Annotated in this window: 16 protein-coding genes and 1 pseudogene; 16 read left to right on the top strand and 1 reads right to left on the bottom strand. The window is 74.0% G+C overall.

Annotated elements, in window-relative coordinates:
* The first annotated feature begins 75 nt into the window (after positions 1-75).
* The 4 genes from P3H78_RS14935 (at position 76) to P3H78_RS14920 (ending at position 5,764) form a co-directional block, all read left to right on the top strand.
* Positions 76-1,053: a quinone oxidoreductase family protein gene (locus P3H78_RS14935; protein ID WP_276109447.1), complete on the top strand. Its 978-nt coding sequence runs from the start codon at positions 76-78 to the stop codon at positions 1,051-1,053.
* 225 nt (positions 1,054-1,278) lie between these two features.
* Positions 1,279-2,862, top strand: a complete 1,584-nt coding sequence (locus P3H78_RS14930; protein WP_276109446.1) for an MDR family MFS transporter — start codon at positions 1,279-1,281, stop codon at positions 2,860-2,862.
* A 251-nt stretch (positions 2,863-3,113) separates the two neighbouring features.
* Positions 3,114-4,160, top strand: a complete 1,047-nt coding sequence (locus tag P3H78_RS14925) for a methyltransferase (protein WP_276109445.1) — start codon at positions 3,114-3,116, stop codon at positions 4,158-4,160.
* Positions 4,157-5,764 (top strand): FAD-dependent oxidoreductase, encoded by a 1,608-nt coding sequence (locus tag P3H78_RS14920; RefSeq protein ID WP_276109444.1) that lies wholly within the window; start codon positions 4,157-4,159, stop codon positions 5,762-5,764. The genes P3H78_RS14925 and P3H78_RS14920 overlap by 4 nt, the downstream gene beginning before the upstream one ends.
* Before the next feature lie 430 nt (positions 5,765-6,194).
* Here the strand turns inward: P3H78_RS14920 and P3H78_RS14915 are convergent, their stop codons facing one another.
* Positions 6,195-7,787: an FAD-dependent monooxygenase gene (locus tag P3H78_RS14915; RefSeq protein WP_276109443.1), complete on the bottom strand. Its 1,593-nt coding sequence runs from the start codon at positions 7,785-7,787 to the stop codon at positions 6,195-6,197.
* A gap of 215 nt (positions 7,788-8,002) precedes the next feature.
* Between P3H78_RS14915 and P3H78_RS14910 the strand changes: the two genes are divergently transcribed.
* The 12 genes and pseudogenes from P3H78_RS14910 (at position 8,003) to P3H78_RS14855 (ending at position 19,189) form a co-directional block, all read left to right on the top strand.
* The gene (locus P3H78_RS14910) at positions 8,003-8,452 is read left to right on the top strand and encodes an anthrone oxygenase family protein (RefSeq protein ID WP_276109442.1); all 450 of its coding nucleotides are present in this window, start codon (positions 8,003-8,005) and stop codon (positions 8,450-8,452) included.
* On the top strand, positions 8,449-9,036 hold the full coding sequence (locus tag P3H78_RS14905) for a PNPOx family protein (protein WP_276109441.1): 588 nt from the start codon (positions 8,449-8,451) through the stop codon (positions 9,034-9,036). Before P3H78_RS14910 ends, P3H78_RS14905 begins: the two co-directional genes overlap by 4 nt.
* A complete protein-coding gene (asnB, locus tag P3H78_RS14900; protein WP_276109440.1) occupies positions 9,033-10,907 on the top strand; it encodes an asparagine synthase (glutamine-hydrolyzing) in 1,875 nt (624 codons plus the stop codon). The genes P3H78_RS14905 and asnB overlap by 4 nt, the downstream gene beginning before the upstream one ends.
* A gap of 419 nt (positions 10,908-11,326) precedes the next feature.
* Positions 11,327-13,297 (top strand): AfsR/SARP family transcriptional regulator, encoded by a 1,971-nt coding sequence (locus P3H78_RS14895; protein WP_276109439.1) that lies wholly within the window; start codon positions 11,327-11,329, stop codon positions 13,295-13,297.
* Positions 13,298-13,500: 203 nt separating this feature from the next.
* Positions 13,501-13,872, top strand: a complete 372-nt coding sequence (locus P3H78_RS14890) for a TcmI family type II polyketide cyclase (RefSeq protein ID WP_276109438.1) — start codon at positions 13,501-13,503, stop codon at positions 13,870-13,872.
* Entirely contained in the window at positions 13,869-14,297 is a 429-nt protein-coding gene (locus P3H78_RS14885; RefSeq protein ID WP_276109437.1) for a cupin domain-containing protein, read from the top strand. Before P3H78_RS14890 ends, P3H78_RS14885 begins: the two co-directional genes overlap by 4 nt.
* On the top strand, positions 14,294-15,625 hold the full coding sequence (locus P3H78_RS14880) for a beta-ketoacyl-[acyl-carrier-protein] synthase family protein (RefSeq protein WP_276109436.1): 1,332 nt from the start codon (positions 14,294-14,296) through the stop codon (positions 15,623-15,625). Before P3H78_RS14885 ends, P3H78_RS14880 begins: the two co-directional genes overlap by 4 nt.
* Positions 15,622-16,896, top strand: a complete 1,275-nt coding sequence (locus tag P3H78_RS14875) for a ketosynthase chain-length factor (RefSeq protein ID WP_276109435.1) — start codon at positions 15,622-15,624, stop codon at positions 16,894-16,896. The genes P3H78_RS14880 and P3H78_RS14875 overlap by 4 nt, the downstream gene beginning before the upstream one ends.
* Positions 16,897-16,934: 38 nt before the next feature.
* A complete protein-coding gene (locus tag P3H78_RS14870; protein ID WP_276109434.1) occupies positions 16,935-17,198 on the top strand; it encodes an acyl carrier protein in 264 nt (87 codons plus the stop codon).
* A pseudogene (locus tag P3H78_RS14865) lies at positions 17,198-17,644 on the top strand (SRPBCC family protein); the annotation flags it as partial. The gene P3H78_RS14870 and the pseudogene P3H78_RS14865, both read left to right, overlap by 1 nt.
* Positions 17,627-18,394, top strand: coding sequence for an SDR family NAD(P)-dependent oxidoreductase (locus P3H78_RS14860; protein WP_276109584.1), 768 nt, complete (start codon positions 17,627-17,629; stop codon positions 18,392-18,394). The pseudogene P3H78_RS14865 and the gene P3H78_RS14860, both read left to right, overlap by 18 nt.
* Positions 18,395-18,439: 45 nt before the next feature.
* Complete coding sequence (locus P3H78_RS14855) at positions 18,440-19,189, top strand: SDR family NAD(P)-dependent oxidoreductase (RefSeq protein WP_276109433.1); 750 nt, start codon at positions 18,440-18,442, stop codon at positions 19,187-19,189.
* The last annotated feature ends 1 nt before the right edge of the window (position 19,190 follow it).

The raw sequence follows: 19,190 nt of genomic DNA, 5'->3' as shown, positions 1-19,190 counted from the left end.
TTCGAAACCCGGATCCCTGGGCGGAGCCGCGGCACGACCGCGGCTCGAACGACACTTCCTAGTTGGGAGAACACCATGCGAATCGTCCGCCACTACGAGCACGGCGCCCCCTCGGTGCTGCGTGTCGAAGAGGCGGAGAAGCCGCAGCCCGGACCGGGCGAAGTGCTGATCCGCTCCGAGGCCATCGGTGTCACGTTCGCCGAGGTGCAGCGACGCCAGGGCATCCCGATCGGCGGCCACGCCGAACTGCCCGGCGCCCCCGGCGGCGACGTCGCCGGCACCGTCGAAGCCCTCGGCGAGGGCGTGACCAACCTCCGCGTCGGCGAACGCATCGTGGTCGACGTCGACCGCGGCGCCTACGCCGACCACGTGGTCGCCGACGCGGCCTGGGCCATCTCCATCCCGGACACCATGGACGCCGCCGAGGCGACCCTGCTGCCCAGCCCGGCGCAGACCGCGTACCACGCGCTCAAGGAGGCCGGCCAGCTCAAGCCCGGCGAGACCGTGCTGATCGACGCCGCCTCCGGCGGGGTCGGCCACCTCGCCGTGCAGATCGCCAAGGCGATGGGCGCCGGCAAGGTCATCGCCACCGCCAGCACCCGGGCCAAGCTCGACTTCGTCCGCGACCTCGGTGCCGACGTCACCGTCAACTACACCGACGCCGACTGGGACGAGCAGGTCAAGGCCGCCACCGACGGCCGCGGTGCCGACGTCGTCCTGGAGACCGTCGGCGGCGACATCCTCACCAAGAGCGTCGCCCTGACCGCCCAGTTCGGCCGCCTGGTCTTCTACGGGTCGGCCAGCGGCGACATCCAGCCGGTCAACCCGCTGATGCTCAGCCGGATGAAGACCATCGCGGGCTTCGCCCTCTACGCGATGCTCTACAACAAGCCCGAGGCCATCGCCGCGGGCCGGCGGGACCTGCTCGACATGATCGGCTCCGGCAAGGTGCGCCCGGTCGTCCACGAGCGGCTTCCGCTCGTCGACGCCGTCAAGGCGCACGAACTGATGGAGGCGCGGGCCCAGCTCGGCAAGGTCGTCCTGGTGCCCTGACCGGCCCGGGTCACCGCCGCCTCCCCACGCCGTGGCCGGCCGCACCAACCCCCGGGTGCGGCCGGCCACTTCACCACCACCCGCACCACGAAGTGAAGATCCCCTTTTCAGGCAGCTCACGACGCCGGCCGCCCCGGGCGGCCGGCGGGACGGGGACCGGAACGCCACTCGTAGGGGCCACCACCCCACGCGGGACGTCAGATCCCTCACCGAAAGGTCACCTCCGTGTCTTCCCCGACAACCGGGTCCCAGCACCTGGAGACGGGTGCACCGCTCGCACCCCAGACCAAGATCAAGACCGTGATGACCGCGTGCATGCTCGCGATCTTCCTCGCCATGCTGGACGCGCAGATCATCGCCACCGCCCTGCCGCGCATCGTCGGCGACCTCGGCGGCCTCGACGTGTTCGCCTGGGTGACCACGGCGTACATCATCACCAGCAGCGTCACCACGCCGGTCTACGGCAAGCTCGGCGATCTCTTCGGCCGCAAGAAGGTCTTCGTGATCGCCATCGTGCTGTTCCTCATCGGCTCGGCCGCCTCGGGCGCCGCGCAGTCGATGGAGCAGCTCATCGTCTTCCGCGTCGTCCAGGGCCTCGGCGCCGGCGGCCTGTTCGTGTCCGTGCTCGCCATCATCGGCGAGCTGTTCAGCCCCCGCGAGGGCGCCAAGTACTTCAACCTCTTCGGCATCGTCTTCGCCGCGGCCGCCCTCGCCGGACCCGCCATCGGCGGACTCCTGACGGACCTGCTGAGCTGGCACTGGGTGTTCCTGATCAACCTGCCCATCGGCATCGTGGTGCTCGCCCTGATCGCCACCAGCCTGCACCTGCCGCCCAAGTCCCGTCAGTCGCACATCGACTACGCCGGATTCGGCACCCTCAGCCTCGCCATCGTCTCGCTGACCCTGCTCGCCAGCTGGGGCGGGGTGAAGTACGACTGGATCTCGCCGCAGATCCTCGGCCTGGGCGCCGCCGCCGTGGTCCTGGCCGTGCTCTTCGTGGCCGCCGAACGGCGGGCGCCCGAGCCGGTCATCCCGCTGCACCTGTTCCGCGACTCCACCTTCACCATCAGCGTCGTCGTCAGCCTCGTCGCCGGCGTCGTCTTCCTCGGCGCGGTCAACTTCCTCGCCCTGTACGTCCAGGTGGTCACCGGCGCCAGCCCCACCATGTCCGGCGTGGTGCTGCTGCCGATGATGTTCGGCCTGGTCGCCTCCTCGGTGGTCAGCGGACGCGTCATCACCCAGACCGGGCGCTACAAGTGGTACCCGGTGCTGAGCATGGCCACCGGCATCGGCGGCGCCCTGCTCTTCTCCACCATGGACACCGGCACCCCGCGGGCCGTCGTCATCGCGTACATGCTGCTCTTCGGCATCGCCGCGGGCCTCAACATGCAGGTCCTCACGATGGCCGCGCAGAACACCGCCCCGCGCGACGACATCGGCGCCGTGCACGCCACCGTCTCCTTCTCCCGCCAGCTCGGCAGCACCCTGGGCATCTCCGTGTTCGCCGCGCTCTTCTACAACCGGCTGACCGAGGAGCTCGGCAAGCGGGTCCCGGCCGGCGCGCTGCACGGCGTCGACCACAACGCGCTCTCCTCGCACGAGGTGCTCGACCGGCTCGCCGCGCCGGTGCGGGACGCGGTCGAGCGGGCGTACGCCGCCGCGCTCACGCCCGTGTTCCTCGCCGCGGTGCCGGTCCTGCTCGTCGGCCTGGCCGTCGCCCTGCGCATGCGGAACCTGCCGCTGCGTTCGTGGGACCACCACGGCGGCGGTGACGAAGCGGCCCGGGAACACCCGGCCGCCGAGCACTGATCCGCACCGCGTCACCCACGGGCCGCCCTTCCCCCGCGCCGATCCGCGCCGGGGGAGGGGCGGCCCCGCGCCGTCCCGGCGCCCGTCCCCGCGGCGGGCCGCGGCCGCCGGGGCGCGCGCACCGACCGCGCCGGACGCCCGCTCCGGCGCCCGGGCGCTTCAGCGCTCTTCGAGCCCGTCTCGACACGTCACGGCCATCGTCGGCACCACCGCACCGAACGCCAGACGCCGACGCCGACCTGGAGGCTTGAGTGACGACGACCGAAGGACCCACCCCGACGGCAGCGGCGGTCGATCCGGGCCCCCTGATCAAGCTGACCATCGCGGACTGCGCCGCCAAGGTGCTGCACAGCGCCGTCGCCCTCGGCGTGTTCGGCGCCCTCGCCGACGGCCCCCGGGACGGCGCCGAGGTGGCCCGCACCACCGGCGTGCACGACCGGCTGGCCGCCGACTTCCTGGACGCCCTGGCCGGACTCGGCCTGCTGGAGCGCAGCGGCGGCCGCTACCGCAACTCCGCCCTGGCGCAGACCTACCTCGTGCCGGACGCGCCCGCCTACCTCGGCGGATTCATCGAGCTGACCAACGAGACGCTGTACGGGACCTGGGGCCGCCTCACCGAGGCGCTGCGCACCGGCGAGCCCCAGCACCTCGACCCCGACAAGGGCGGATTCGTCGGCGACCGGCACCGGGACCCCGCGAAGATGAAGCGGTTCCTGGCCGGACTGGACGCCTACAGCGACCGCATGGGCGAGGAACTGGCCGCCCGCGTCGACTGGAGCCGGTACACCTCCTTCACCGACCTCGGCGGCGCCCGCGGCAACCTCGCCGCCGTCCTCGTCCGCTCCCACCCCCACCTCCGGGCCACCTGCTTCGACCTGGAGCGCACCCGGCCGCTGTTCACCGAGCACGTCTCGGGACTCGGCCTCACCGACCGGATCGACTTCGCCGGCGGCGACTTCTTCACCGACCCCGTGCCCCCGTCCGACGCGGTCGTCCTCGGGCACATCCTGCACGGCTTCGACGCCGACCGCTGCCGCACACTGCTGCGCCGCGTCCACGACGCGGTCCGCCCCGGCGGCACCGTCCTCGTCTACGACCGCATGATCGACGACGACCGCAGCGACCCCGAACGGCTCCTCAGCAGCCTGCACATGAGGCTGGTCAGCCAGGACGGCAGCGAGTACCGGGTCGCCGACTGCGGGGACTGGCTGCGCGAGGCCGGCTTCACCGACGTGACCGCGGAGCCGATGCTCGGCACCCACACCCTCGTGACGGCCCACAAGGAGGCAGCAGCATGAAGCAGGAGCAGACGCCCGTCCTCGTCGTCGGCGGCGGGCTGACCGGCCTGTCCGCGGCCGTCTTCCTGGCCCGGCACGGCGTGCGCGCCACCCTCGTGGAACGGCACGCCGACACCTCCACCCACCCCAAGGCCCGCGCCATCAACCCGCGCACCATGGAGCTCTTCCGCGCCGTCGGCATGGAGGAGCGGGTGCGGGCCGGGCGCTCGCCGATCTCCGGCAACACCGACCTGGTGCACGTGGAGACGCTGGCCGGCAAGGAACGCGTGCGGATGCCGAACGCCTCGCCCGAGGACATCGGCCGGATCAGCCCCACGCAGTGGACGCTCATCGACCAGAACCAGCTGGAGCCGATCCTGCGCGCCCGCGCCGAGGAGGCCGGCGCCGACGTCCGCTTCCACACCCGCGTGGAGGCCCTGGAGGAGGACGCGGACGGCGTCCTGGCGCGCGTCCGGGACCTGTCCACCGGCACCGAGTCGGAGATCCGCGCGGCCTACGTGATCGCCGCGGACGGCAGCCGCAGCCCGCTCCGCGAGATGCTCGGCATCGGCGCGCACGGCCGCGGCACCCTCACCAACCTGGTCAGCTTCTTCTTCGAGGCCGACCTCGACGAGGCGCTGCGCGGCCGGCGGATCATCGCCGCCTACGTCAACAACCCCGAGGTCCGCGGCACGATCATCCCCCTGGACAACGACCGCCGCTGGGTCATCAACGTCTCCTTCTTCCCCGAACAGGGCCAGAACGCCGAGGACTTCACCGAGGAGCGCTGCATCTCCCTGGTCCGGGCGGCGGTGGGCGTGCCGGACCTCCCGCTGAAGATCGAGTCGGTGGACATGCCGGCCTGGGACATCTCCGCGCGGGTGGCGGACCGGCTCGCGACCCGCCGGGTGTTCGTCGCCGGGGACGCCGCCCACGTGATGCCGCCCACCGGTGCCTTCGGCGCCAGCACCGGCATCCAGGACGTCTACAACCTCGCATGGAAACTGGGCCTGGTGCTGTCCGGCGCCGCCGGGCCCGCCCTGCTGGACAGCTACGACGCGGAGCGGCGGCCGGTCGCGGAGGAGACCGTGCGCCAGGCCATGCTGCGGTTCGCGGTCCGCGACGGCAAGCAGTACCACGAGGTCGCCGACGAACTGCTCAGCGAGACGACGATGACCTTCGGCTACTGCTACCGCTCCGGCGCGTTCGCCCCCGAGGAGGGCGCCCCGGACACGCTCGTGGAGGACCCCGAGCACCCGAGCGCGGGCCCCGGCACGCGCGCCCCGCACCTGGTCCTGGACGGTCCCGACGGACCGCTGCCGGTGGCGGACCTGTTCGGCGACGGGTTCGCCCTGCTCGTGGACGAGGCCGCGGGCCCCTGGCCGGCCGCCGTCGAACAGGCGGCGGAGGCGCTCGGCATCGCCCTGAGGTCGGTCCGGGTCGGCGCCGGGGCGGCGTTCCGCGACCAGGACGGCGCGTTCCGCCGCCGCTACGGCGTGCTGCCCGGCGGCGCGGTGCTGGTGCGCCCCGACGGGTTCGTCGGATGGCGCGCCACCGCCGGCCGCACCGGCCCGGTCGATCGCTCCGCGATCGCCGCCCTGCACCGCATCCTGGACCGCACCTAGGGCCTCTCTTTCGGGTCTTGCCGGGGGACGCGGGGTCCGGCACGCACATCTGCGGCGTTGTCCTCGGTTGTCGACGCTCCGCGTCGCCGCCCTCCTCCGCCTTGCAGCCGCACGCACCGGACCCCGCTCGACCCCACGGCAAGGCGCCGCCGGCGGAAGCCGACCTGGTCCGAAAGAAAGGCCCCGGCCCCCGGGCCGCCGCGCCCCGCCGCACGCGCGTCCGGCGGGGCGGCACCGTACGCCGCCCCGCCGCCCGCCGTGCCGGAGCCCGTCCCGGGGGCCCGGCACGGCGGGCGCGCGTGGCGCCCGCGGGCGCGGCACCCGCGCGCCGCTGTCCCCATGAGCGCGCTGTCCACGTGCGTGGTGCCCACGTGCGTGGTCCGTGCCGCGAAGCCCCCGAGCGCACGGACGTCCGTGTGAACGGCCGGGGTCAGCCGGTGGTGCCGGTCAGGACGTGGGCGAGGGCCGTGGCGAGGGCCGCCGCCGGGTCGCCCGGCAGGGCCGGCGCGCGCCACGCGACGAACCCGTCCGGCCGGACCAGCACCGCCCCGGACGCGCCGACCCCGTACCGGGCGAGGAAGCGCTCCGCGGTCACCGCCGGCTCCTCCGCCCCCACCCGGTGGCACGCCACCGCGACCGGCAGCGACGGCTCCGCGCACGCGGCCTCCCAGCCGGCGCCGTCCGGCCCGGCCAGCAGCCAGAAGCCGCCGTCGAACAGGTCGTGCAGCGGCACCTCCTTGCCCGACCGGACGACGGGCAGGTGCGGGGCGCGGGTGCCGGGCCGGCCGGAGGGAGCGGTCGGGTCCTCCACCGGGGCGCCGTCGTCGGGACCGGCCTCCGCGAGCACGGCGCCGGAGCGGTACACGTGCCCGAAGAGCACCGTCGACTCCGGCCGGTGCCGGGCCGCGGCCGCCGCGTCCAGACCGCTGCGCTGGAGGTAGCGGATGACCCCCTGGTCGACGGTGAACTCCGCGACCGGCGCGCGCTCCTGCTCGTAGCTGTCCAGCAGCGCGGGGTCCGCCGCACCGCGCAGGACCAGCGCCAGCTTCCACGCCAGGTTGTGCGCGTCCTGGATGCCCATGTTGCCGCCGAACCCGCCGGTGGGCGGCATGACGTGCGCGCAGTCGCCGGCCAGCAGCACCCGGCCCGAGCGGAAGCCGTCGGCCACCCTGGCGGCGATCTCCCAGCCGGTCGCCGACTCGATCCGGACCGGGAGGTCCGGCACGCCCACCGCGGCCCGCACCAGCTCGACGCAGTCCTCGGCGCCGAACTCCTCGTGCTGCCTGTCCGGCGGGAGGCTGGGCGCCAGCACCCAGCGGTCGGAGCCGTCGCCGCCGAGCTTGCCGAGCACCCCCTTCACGCGGTCGTTGCTGACGAAGCACAGGAAGAAGGTGCGCCCCGCGACGTACGGGTCGAGGTCGGCGTGGAAGACGACGTTCATCTGCCGTCCGAACACACCCGGGCCGTGCTCGCCGATACCGAGGGCGGAGCGCACCGGCGCCCGTGAGCCGTCGGCGGCGACCAGGTAGGCGGCCCGCACGGTGCGCTCCCCGCCCGCACCGCCCCGCAGCACCGCGGTGACGCCGTCGGCGTCCTGGGTGAACCGGGTCATCTCCGTGCCGAAGCGGACGTCCGCCCCCAGCTCCTCGGCGCGGGCCCGCAGCACCGGCTCCAGGCGGTCCTGCCCGATCAGCGTCCAGCCGGTGCCGGCCACCTCGTTGGGGTCGTGCCGGAACGGCCCGTCGAACCGGCCCAGTTCGGCCCCGGTGAGCGACTCCACCTGGAGGACGTCGCCGTAGTGCGCGTACGGGTTCTCCTGCGCGCGCACCGCCTCCTCCAGGCCCAGGGCCCGCATCAGCTCCATGGTGCGCGGGCTCGCCGCCTGGGCGCGGGGGTGCGCCGAGATCTCGGGGTGCCGCTCCACCAGCAGCGTGCGGACGCCCTGCTGGGCGAGGAACAGTGCCTGGGCCAGCCCCACCATGCTGCCGCCCACGATCAGAACGTCGGTCGTCTCTTCTGCCATACCGGCTCCCGTACAGGTGCGGATGTGCTCGGACAGGTGGGTCCGATGCAACCGCCGCCCGCTCGAACCGGACTCGTGCCCGCTCCGGACGCGCCGGTCACGGCACGGAGTGCCCCCAGGCGGATTCGAGTGGTGCCCGAGGCGCGGCTGACAGGTTCGAGTCGCCCGAGCCCGACCGACCCGTGCCCCTGGCACCTTCGAGGAGGACCCGAACCATGGTGGAGGCGTTGAGTGTGCTGGTGCTCCTGGGCACCGGCCTGGTGGCGGGGGTGCTGTTCGCGGTCGCGCTCAGCGTGATGCCCGCGCTGATCGCGATGACCCCGGAGCGGTACGTGGACACCCACCGGCTGCTCGGCAGGCGCTACGACCGGATCATGCCCTTCATCGTGACCGGCTCCACCGCCATCGACGTCGGCTTCGCGGTCCGCGCCGACGGCGCCGCCCGGCTGCTGTTCGCGCTGGCGGCGGTGTCCATGGCCGGGGTCGCCGTGGTGTCGCAGACCAGGAACGTCCCCATGAACCGCCGGGTGAAGCAGACCCGCCCGGAGGACCTCGGCCCCCACTGGCGCGACCCCCGGCCGGCCTGGCGGGGCTGGCACCTCGTGCGCACCTGCTGCGCGGTCGCGGGCTGCACGCTGACGGCGGCCGCGGTGGTGCTGTCGTGACCGCCGAGATCGTCCGGGACCTGCCCGAGGGGGAGGAGCGGGCGGCCGCCGACGCCCGGATGCGGGAGCTGCTCTCCCGCCCGGACCCGGGCCCGGTGGGCGCGCGCCTGGCCCTGCTGCACTTCACCGGCCGGCGCACCGGCCGCGCGTACACCGTGCCCGCGGGCGTGCACACACTCGGCGACGCGCTGGTCGTCGCCACCGGCAGCGGCTGGCGGCTCAACTTCGCCGGCGGTGCGGACGGCGCCCTGACCTGGCAGGGGCGACGGTGGCCCGCCCGCTTCACCCTGCTGACGGACCCCGAGCGCACGGCCCGCGGCTACCTGGAGCTGTACCGCAGGTACGGGGACGCGGCACCGCGGCGGCTGGGCGTCGCCGTGCGCGGCGGCGGGACGCCCGGACTCGCCGCGTTCCGCACGGCGGTGGAGCGCCACGGACTGTCCCTGGTGACGGTCGGGACCGACGCACCGGCCCCCGGCGGCGGGAGCGCCGGGAGGGCGGGGGCGGGTGATGCGGCGGCGGCACCGCCCGCCCACGGCACACCGCAAGCATCCGAGACTGCGAACGAGAGGACCCCACGATGAGCGGACTGGCCGGCTGGGTGGACTTCGAGCGGGACCTGGTGCCCGAGGCAGCCACCGTACGGGCCATGGCGGACACCCTGGCCCACCGCGGCCCCGACGGGCCGGGGGAGTGGATCGAGGGCCACGCGGCGCTCGCGCACCGGCGGCTCGCCCTGCTCGACCGCGCCCACGGACGGCAGCCCGCCGTCGCCGAGTCCGAGGACGGGCGGCCTCTGGCCGTGCTGGTGCTGGACGGCGCGATCACCAACGAGCCCGAACTGCGCAGCCGGCTGGCCGCCGGCGGCCACCGGTTCACCGGCCGCAGCGACGCCGAGGTGGCCCTGCACGCCTTCCTGGAGTGGGGAGCGGACTTCGCCGCACACCTGGAGGGCCTGTTCGCCCTCGCGGTGTGGGACGTACGCCGCGAGGAGCTGCACCTGGTGCGCGACCGGCTCGGGGTGAAGCCGCTGGCATACCACCTGACCCCCTCGGGCGTGCTCTTCGGCTCCGAGCCCAAGGCGCTGCTGGCGCACCCAGCCGTCCGCCCGGTGGTGGACGCCGACGGGCTGCGCGAACTGTTCGCGCACAGCCGCAAGCCGGGCACCGGGGTGTTCCGCGGCATGTGCGAGGTGCTCCCGGGCCATGTGCTGACCGTCCGGCGCTCCGGCACCGGCCGGCGGCGCTACTGGTCGCTGCCCGCCCGGCCGCACGAGGACACGCTGGAGGCCACCGTGGCCACCGTGCGCCGGCTGCTCGGCGAGGCGGTCGCCACGCATCTGCGGGCGGACGTCGCGGTCGGTGCGATGCTCTCCGGGGGCATCGACTCCAGCGCGCTCACCGCCCTCGCGGCCCGCGCGGTCACCGCCTCCGGCTCCGGCCGCCTGCGGTCGTTCTCGGTCAACTTCCGCGGCTACGCGGAGAACTTCGAGCCCCACCCGACGATGCGCGCCACACCCGACGCGCCCTACGCGGCACTTGCCGCGGAGCACATCGGCACCGACCACACCGAGATCCTGCTGGACACCGCCGCGCTGACCGACCCGCGGGTGCACGAGGCGGCCCTGCGCTGCCAGGACACGCCCTCGCCGCTCGGGGACATGGACGTCTCCCTGCTGCTCTTCTTCGAGGCGCTGCGCGAGGCGGGCGTGACCTCCGTGCTCTCCGGCGAGACCGCCGACGAGGTCTTCAACGGGTACTTCTGGTCGTACGACCCGAAGCACAGCAACTCCACGACGTTTCCCTGGATCTCCTTCGAGCGCGGCCACGACGCGGCCGCCGGCGGCCTCGGCTGCTCGCTGGTCGACCGCGGCCTGCGCCGGGAGCTGGACTTCATGGAGTACGCCGACCAGCACTACAGGGACGCGCTGGCCGAGGTGCCGCACGTGCCGGGCGAGCAGCCGGCCGAGCGGCGGGCGCGGGAGATCACTTACTTGGCCCTGACCCGGTGGGCGCCGACGCACCTGGACCGCGCGGACCGGATGAGCATGGCGCACGGGGTGCAGCTGCGGCCGCCGTTCTGCGACCGGGCGCTCGTGGAGTACGTCTACAACGTGCCGGCCGGGATGAAGCGGGTCGGCGGCCAGGAGAAGAGCCTGCTGCGGTCGGCCGTCGCCGACCTGCTGCCCCGGCAGGTCCTGCAGCGGCCCAAGAGTGCCTATCCGACGGTGCAGGAGGCGGCCTACGGTGAGTTCGTGCGGCACCGGTTCGGCGAGCTGGCCAAGGACCCGTCCGCGCCCGTCGCCCCGCTGCTGGACACCGGGGCGACCAGCGCGGCGCTCGACGCCGCCGGTGCCCCGAGCGGGGCGTTCGCCTGGGTGGAGCGCGCCAGCATGGAGATGGTGCTCCAGCTGAACACCTGGCTGACGGCGTACGGGGTCGAACTGCGGTGCTGAGCCGGGGCGGTGCGTGGCGGGAACGAGCCGCGGGAGACCGCCGGGGCGTTCCCGCCATGCCGGAGACATGTGCCACTTGTCATCGATGTGTGAGAGGGAATAAGGTGTGATAAGTCATGCAGTTTCGGCCGGACGCTCCCTCCGGGGTGCCCGGCCGCCTCCCGAATTCAGCCACTCCCAGTCTTTCCCGCCTCCCCCGGCGACGTTTGTTGAATTCTTTTTATTCGTCTTTTCAATAAAGCCCGCACGGCGCATACGGCGACCGTGTGCGTGTCCAAATCTCAGCTCTCGTGGTGCGTCATGACGGCGTTTCACGAATGGCGCTCTGGTGTAGGAAGGTGAACAGCCGACACGATGCCGGACATCTGGGCCCGTTAGCGGCTGGTGGCCTACAAGGCGGCACAAACAGGGGGAACGTAGTGATAGAGATCGGTCTGCTGGGCTCCATGCGGGTGTGCAGGGACGGAGACGACGTGACACCGTCGGCCCCGAAGCTGCGCCAAGTGCTGGCCCTGCTGGTGCTCAATGCCAACTCGCTGGTCAGCGTCGACCAGCTGTGCGAGGAACTGTGGGAGGACCACCCGCCGTTCAGCGCGCTGACCACCCTGCAAACCTACATTTATCAACTGCGCCGCAGGCTGCTGCTGGCCACCGGACAGCACGGCGCTCCCTTCGGCTCCCGCCCGCCCCACGGATTCCCCGCACTGCTCACCCGGGTCGGAGGGTACGAACTGCGGCTGCACGACAAGCAGGCCGTCGACGCCTACCGTTTCGAGCTGCTCGTCGAGCGCGGAAAGGCCCACCAGCGCACCGGTGCCCGCGAGGAGGCGGCCCGCACCCTGAAGGAGGCGCTCGGCGTGTGGCGGGGCCCCGCACTCGTCGACGTCAGCTCCGGCCGGCGCCTGTCGGCCTGGTCCACCCAGCTCGAGGAGCGCCGCAAGAACGTCCAGGAGCAGCGCTTCGCCCTCGAACTCGACCTCGGCCGCCACCAGGTCGTCCTGGACGAACTGGCCCAGGCTTTCGGCGCGCACCCCACCCACGAGGCCTTCGCCGGACAGCTGATGCGGGCCCTGCACCGCTGCGGCCGCCGGCCCGACGCCCTCGAGGTCTTCCGCACCCTGCGCGGCCACCTCGTCGACGAACTGGGCCTGGAGCCCTCGCTCCAGCTGCAGAAGCTGCACCAGGAGGTGCTCGCCGACCGCGGCGCGCTCACCGCCGCCGCGGGCCGCTCCCGCACCGCCGCCCCGGCCGCGCCCGGCCCCCGCCCCGCCGCCCCCAGGCCCGCCCAGCTCCCGCACGACATCGGCGACTTCGTGGGACGGGAGCACCAGCTCGCGCAGCTGGAGGCCTTCCTCGGCGGCGACCGCGCGGGCACCGGCATGCGGGTGGCCGAGGTCCACGGCCCGCCCGGCGTCGGCAAGAGCGCCTTCGCCATCCGGGCCGCGCACCGGCTGCGGCCCTACTTCCCCGACGGGCAGCTCTTCATCGACCTGTCCACCGTGGGCGACGGCTCCGAGCAGCTCACCGACGTGCTGTCCGCCTGCCTCGGCGCCTGCGGCATCGGCCGCGAGAAACAGCCCTCCGGCCTCGACGAGCTGAGCCGGCTCTTCCGCAGCTGGACCGCCGACCGCCGGGTGCTCGTGGTGGTCGACGACGTGCTCGCCGCGTCCCAGCTGCGCGCCGTGATGCCCGGCGGCGCCGGTTGCGCGGTGATCGCCACCAACCGGTACCGGGCGCACAGCCTCTCCACCGGCCGCAAGATCGTGCTGCCCGCCCTCTCCCGGGACGAGTCCCTCCAGCTCTACAACCGGGTCGCCCAGGACCGCAGCCAGCGGGAGGACCGTGGCGCGGTCCACGAACTGATCCGGATGTGCGAGGGCCTGCCGCTCGCGGTCCGGGCCGTCGCCGGCCGGCTCGCCGCCCGGCCCGGCTGGTCGGCCGCCCGCCTGGTGGACCGGCTGCGCACCAACCAGCGGCTGCTGCTGGAGCTCCCGGCGGGCACCCAGTCCCTGATGAGCACGGTGGAGTCCAGCTACCGGCACCTGTCCGGCGAGTACCGCGAGTTGCTCCACCTGCTGCTCACCCGCAGCAGGCCCCGCTGGCGCATCGACGAGGTGCGGGCCCTGCTGCCCGGCCGCGCCGCCGACGCCGAGACCCTGCTCGAATACCTGGTGGACGTCCACCTGGTCGAGGAGGTCCTGCCGCCGGGGTCCGACCCGGTGTACGCGGTGCCCGGGCTCACCCGGCAGGCCCTGCTCCAGCTGCGGCACGACGGCGGGGGCGGCCTGGCCCCGGGCGGCCCGGCCCACGGCGCCGCTCCGGGCGGCGCGGCGGACCGGCACGCCGCCGCCCGGGTCACCCTCCTCAAGACCGCGGCCCCGCGCGGCTAGCCGCACCCGGCCGGGCCCGCCCGGCCCCGCAGCCACCAGCCCGGACCACCGGCCCGTCGCACCCCGTGTGCGGCGGGCCGCGGTGCTGTCCGGCCGCTGGTGCCGCAGGCCACCGCGCCCAGCGGTTCTCCAGGAGCCTTCCAGACTGCCTCGACCCATGCCGACCAGGGTGAACGCCAAGGAGACAAGCCCGGGAGGACACCGTGCACCGAACGCTGATCGTGGCCAGGATGAACCTTGCCGACGCCCAGGGCGTCGCCGAGGTGTTCGCCGATTCGGACAGCACCGAACTGCCGCACATGGTCGGTGTGTCGAGGCGGACCCTCTTCGCCTTCCACGACCTGTACTTCCACCTCGTCGAGGCGGACCAGGACATCGCGCCCCACCTCTACAAGGCGCGCAGCCACCCGCTCTACGCCGACATCAACACCCGCCTCGGCCGGTTCATCTCGCCCTACGACCCGGACTGGCGCGAGCCCAAGGACGCCATGGCCGTCCCGTTCTACTCCTGGACCCCGGACCAGGGCCCCGTCGTCGACGCCCCGACCGCCGCCCACCGCGGAGGTGCCCAGTGAGCGCCCCCGCCACCACCAGGGTGCACGTGGACACGGTCGCCGCCAACACCAAGCGCGGCGGGGACATCCGCGTCACCCTCAGCCCCCGCACCGTCGGGTGCAGCTCCGGATTCGGCGGGGTGCTGCGGCTCGGCCCCGGCGAGTACGTCACCGAGCACCTCCACCCGTACTCCGAGGAGTTCCTGCACGTGGTGCAGGGCAGCCTGGAGATGCGGCTGGACGGCGCGCCCGTCGTGCTCGGCCCCGGGGACTCGCTGCTGGTGCCCATCGGCGTCCGGCACCGCCTGGTCAACACCGGCACCGTGCCCGCCGAGGTGGTCTTCCACCTGTCGCCGCTCGCCCCGCGCCCCGAGCTGGGCCACATCGACACCGAGCAGCCGCTCGACGCCGCGGCCGGCAACCCGGACGTCGGTGACGCCCGATGACCCGCCCGCAGCGGCGCGCGGTCATCACCGGCGTCGGCGCCGTCGCCCCCGGCGGCCACGGCCGCGAGGCCTACTGGGACCTGCTCACCGCCGGACGCACCGCCACCCGGAGGATCAGCCTCTTCGACGCCACCGGATTCCGCTCCCAGGTCGCCGCGGAATGCGACTTCGACCCGCTCGCCGCCGGACTCACCCCGCAGGAGGTCCGCCGCATGGACCGGGCCGGGCAGTTCGCGGTCGTCGCGGCCCGCGAGGCCGTCGAGGACAGCGGCATCGACCTGCCCGCCGCCGACCCCGCCCGGGTCGGCGTCAGCATCGGCAGCGCCGTCGGCTGCACCATGGGCCTGGAGGAGGAGTACGCCGTCCTCTCCGACGGCGGCCGCACGTGGCTGGTCGACCACAGCTACGGCGTGCCCCACCTGTACGGCTACATGGTGCCCAGCACCCTCGCCGTCGAAGTGGCCCGGCTGGCCGGCGCGCAGGGACCGGTCGCCCTGATCTCCACCGGCTGCACCTCCGGACTCGACGCCATCGGACACGGCGTCCAGCTGATCGAGGAGGGCTCCGCGGACGTCGTGCTCGCCGGCGCGACCGACGCCCCGCTGTCGCCCATCACCTCCGCCTGCTTCGACGCCATCAAGGCCACCACCCCCAACAACGACGACCCCCGGCACGCCTCCCGTCCCTTCGACGGGCGGCGCGACGGATTCGTCCTCGGTGAGGGCTCCGCCGTCATGGTGATCGAGGAGGCCGAGTCCGCACGGCGCCGCGGCGCCACCGTGTACGCCGAGATCCTCGGCTTCGCCGGACGCAGCAACGCCTTCCACATGACCGGACTCAAACCCGACGGCCGGGAGATGGCCGAGGCCATCCGGGTCGCCCTGGACCGCGCCGCGCTCGACCCGGGCGACATCGACTACATCAACGCCCACGGCTCCGGCACCAAGCAGAACGACCGCCACGAGACGGCCGCGTTCAAGCGCAGCCTCGGCCCGCGCGCCCACGAGGTGCCCGTCAGCTCCATCAAGTCGATGATCGGGCACAGCCTCGGCGCGATCGGCTCGCTGGAGATCGCCGCCTGCGCCCTCGCCCTGCGCCACCAGGTCGTCCCGCCGACCGCGAACCTCGCCGTCCCCGACCCCGAGTGCGACCTGGACTACGTCCCGGTGACGGCCCGCGAGCACCGCATGGAACGGGTGCTCAGCGTCGGCAGCGGCTTCGGCGGCTTCCAGACCGCGATGGTCCTCGGCCGGCCCGCGGACGTCCGCCCGAAACCGCGCCCCGCCCGCCGCGCCGCACGGCGCCCCGCACGGAAGGAGGCCGCATGAGCGCCTCCGGCATACGCCCGGGCCCCCGGGGCCGGGCCGTGGTCACCGGGCTCGGGGTGATCGCACCGACCGGCATCGGCGCGGCCCGCCACTGGGAGTCCGTCCTCGCGGGCAAGAGCGGCCTCGGCCGGATCACCCGCTTCGACCCGACCCGCTACCCCGCCCGCATCGCCGGCGAGGTGCCCGGCTTCCGGGCCGCCGAGCAGATACCGGGCCGCCTGATCCCGCAGACCGACCGGTTCACGCACTTCGCGCTCGCCGCCGCCGAGGCCGCCCTGGCCGACGCGACCGCCGATCCGGCCCGGCTGCCCGAGTACGAGATGGCCGTGGTCACCGCCAGCTCCTCCGGCGGCACCGAGTTCGGCCAGCACGAGATGGAGAACCTGTACCAGCAGGGCTCCTCCTGGGTCGGCGCCTACCAGTCCATCGCCTGGTTCTACGCCGCCACCACCGGCCAGGTCTCCATCCGGCACGGCATGCGCGGCCCCTGCGGGGTGATCGCCTGCGAGCAGGCGGGCGGCCTCGACGCCCTCGGCCAGTCCCGCCGGCTGCTCGACACCGGCTCCCGGCTCGTCCTCAGCGGCGGCACCGACGCCTCGCTCTGCCCGTACGGACTGGTGGCGCAGCTGTCCTCCGGGCAGCTGTCCACCGAGGACGACCCGGCCCGCGCCTACCTGCCCTTCGACGCGGCCGCCTCCGGCTTCGTCCCCGGCGAGGGCGGCGCGATGCTCGTCGTGGAGAGCGCCGCGTCCGCCCGCGACCGCGGGGTGCGGCCGTACGGCGAACTCCTCGGCTACGCGGCCGGGTTCGACCCGGCCACCGGCCCCCGCCCGGACGGGACCCGGCACGCGGTGCTCGCGTCCGTGATCCGGCGGGCCCTCGCCGACGCCTCCCTCGCACCGGGCGACGTGGACGTGGTCTTCGCGGACGCGGCGGGGGTGCCCGCCGAAGACCTCGCCGAAGCCCGCGCGATCACCGAGGTGTTCGGACCCGGCGGAGTGCCGGTCACCGCGCCGAAGACGCTCACCGGACGGATGTACGCCGGCGGTGCCGCACTCGACGTGGCGACCGCGCTGCTCGCCCTCACCGCCGGCGTCGTCCCGCACACCGCCGGACTGGCGCGCCCCGCCGACGGATGCGCCATCGACCTCGTGCTCCACCACCCGCGCCGGACCGGCCCGCGCACCGCGCTGGTCCTCGCCCGGGGCCACGGCGGCTTCACGTCCGCCCTGCTCGTCGGCGCCGGCGACCGCCGCGACCCCGAGAAGTGACCCACCACCCCACCACGACCACCGGAAGGCGGCACCTGATGGCCGAGTTCACCCTCGACGACATCCGGCGCATCCTGCGCGCGAGCGCGGGCGTCGACGAACAGACCGACCTCGACGGCGCGGACTTCGCCGACACCCCGTTCGCCGACCTCGGATACGACTCCCTCGCCCTGCTCGAACTCGCCAACCGCATCGAGCGCGAGTACGGCATCGACATCCCCGACGGCGACCTCGCCCACACCCAGACCCCGCACGAGGCCCTGGCCTACGTGCGGGCCCGCCTCGCGGAGGTGCACGCCTGATGGCCGGCCACACCGACAACGCGATCGTCATCGACGCGCCCATGGACCTGGTGTGGTCCATGACCAACGACGTGGCCTCCTGGCCGCAGCTGTTCAGCGAGTACCGGTCCGCGGAGATCCTCGGCCGGGACGGCGACACGGTCACCTTCCGCCTCGCCCTGCACCCCGACGAGAACGGCACCGTCTGGAGCTGGGTCTCCGAACGCACCCCCGACCCCGCCGCCCGCACCGTCGCGGCCCGCCGCGTCGAGACCGGCCCCTTCGACCACATGGACATCCGCTGGGAGTACGAACAGCGGCCCGACGGCGTCCACATGCGCTGGATCCAGGACTTCGCGATGAAGCCCGGGGCCCCGATCGACGACGCCGGCATGACCGAGCGCCTCAACCGCAACACCGCCGTGCAGATGCGGCTGATCAAGGCCAAGGTGGAGGCGGCGGCCCGCGCCGGCCGCCGGCTCCAGGGCCGGCGGCTGCTGGTGACCGGCGGCAGCCGGGGCATCGGCCGCGGCATCGTCCTGGCCGCCGCCCGCGCCGGCGCAGACGTCGTCACCTGCTACCGCACCCCCGGCCCCGCCGTCGCCTCCCTGGAGCAGGAACTCGCCCGCACCCCCGGCAAGCACCAGGTGCTGCGCGCCGACGCGGCCGACGCCGCCGACGTCGACCGGCTGGTCGCCGAGTGCGAGGCGAGCGGCGACGGCCTGCACGCCGTCGTCAACAACGCGGGCGCCTTCCGCCCCACCCCCTACGCCGACCTCGGCGACGCCGACTGGGCCGCCACCCTCCAGGGCAACCTCACCGCCGCCCACCTGGTGACCCGGCGCGCCCTGCCGCTCCTGGACACCGGCTCCAGCGTCGTCAACATCGGCTCCACCGTCGCCTTCCTCGGCATGGCCGGCGGCGTCCACTACACCGCCGTGAAGGCCGCCCTGGTCGGCATGACCCGCTCCCTCGCCCGCGAACTGGGCCCGCGGGGCATCCGCGTCAACACCGTCTCGCCCGGCCGCATCGCCACCGAGGCCCTCGACGACATGCCCGAGGCCGACGCCGAGCGGGAACGCCGCATGTTCTCCTCCTTCACCGCCCTCGGCCGCCTCGGCACCGTCGACGACATCGCCCGCACGGTGCTGTTCCTCGTCAGCGACCACGCCGCCTACGTCACCGGCCAGAACATCCACGTCGACGGCTGCGTCTGACCTCAGCCCCGCCCCGCACCGCAGTCCGCAACGAAGGGAAATCCCGTGGAACTCGCACTGCACGGCAAGAAGCTGCTCGTCACCGGCGGCAGCCGGGGCATCGGCCGCGGCATCGTCCTGGCCGCCGCCCGCGCCGGCGCCGACGTCGTCACCTGCCACCAGAAGGACAGCGACGCCGTCGACTCCCTCGCGGCCGCCCTCAAGGAGACCCCCGGCGACCACCACGTCCTGCGCGCCGACGTCGGCGACACCGCCGAGGTGGACCGTCTCCTCGGCGAGGTCAAGGACCGCTTCGGCCGCCTCGACGGCGTCGTCAACAACGCCGGCGTGATCAGCCACATCCCCTTCGCGGAGCTGCCCGCCGAGGAGTGGTCCCGGATCATCGACACCAACCTCACCGCCGCCTACCGGGTCATCCAGCAGGCGCTCCCGCTCCTCGGCACCGGCTCCTCCGTCGTCAACATCGGCTCCCGCGGCGCCGCCGCCGGCATACCCCTGCGCGCCCACTACACCGCCGCCAAGGCCGCCATGACCGGCCTCACACGCTCCCTCGCCAAGGAGCTCGGCCCGCGCGGCATCCGCGTCAACGTCGTCGCCCCCGGCGTCATCGAGACCGAGGCCTTCGACGCGATGCCCGCCGACCGCGCCGCCGGCCTGCGCGCCACCTACGCCCAGAAGACCGCCCTCGCCCGGCTGGGCACCGTCGGCGAACTCGCCGGCCCCGTGCTGTTCCTGCTCAGCGACGCCTCCGCCTACATCACCGGCGAGACGCTCAACGTCGACGGGGGGATCTGAC

It is taken from the genome of Streptomyces tropicalis, from assembly GCF_029269835.1.
GTDB classification, from domain to species: domain Bacteria; phylum Actinomycetota; class Actinomycetes; order Streptomycetales; family Streptomycetaceae; genus Streptomyces; species Streptomyces tropicalis.
The sequence above is the reverse complement of the archived record's forward strand: the minus strand, read 5'-3'. Positions and strand labels throughout refer to the sequence as shown.

Coding starts and splice junctions, on each gene's coding strand:
- P3H78_RS14935 (WP_276109447.1), top strand. CDS start 76: ATGCGAATCGTCCGCCACTACGAGCACGGCGCCCCCTCGGTGCTGCGT.
- P3H78_RS14920 (WP_276109444.1), top strand. CDS start 4,157: ATGAAGCAGGAGCAGACGCCCGTCCTCGTCGTCGGCGGCGGGCTGACC.
- P3H78_RS14915 (WP_276109443.1), bottom strand. CDS start 7,787: ATGGCAGAAGAGACGACCGACGTTCTGATCGTGGGCGGCAGCATGGTG.
- P3H78_RS14910 (WP_276109442.1), top strand. CDS start 8,003: ATGGTGGAGGCGTTGAGTGTGCTGGTGCTCCTGGGCACCGGCCTGGTG.
- asnB (WP_276109440.1), top strand. CDS start 9,033: ATGAGCGGACTGGCCGGCTGGGTGGACTTCGAGCGGGACCTGGTGCCC.
- P3H78_RS14880 (WP_276109436.1), top strand. CDS start 14,294: ATGACCCGCCCGCAGCGGCGCGCGGTCATCACCGGCGTCGGCGCCGTC.
- P3H78_RS14875 (WP_276109435.1), top strand. CDS start 15,622: ATGAGCGCCTCCGGCATACGCCCGGGCCCCCGGGGCCGGGCCGTGGTC.
- P3H78_RS14870 (WP_276109434.1), top strand. CDS start 16,935: ATGGCCGAGTTCACCCTCGACGACATCCGGCGCATCCTGCGCGCGAGC.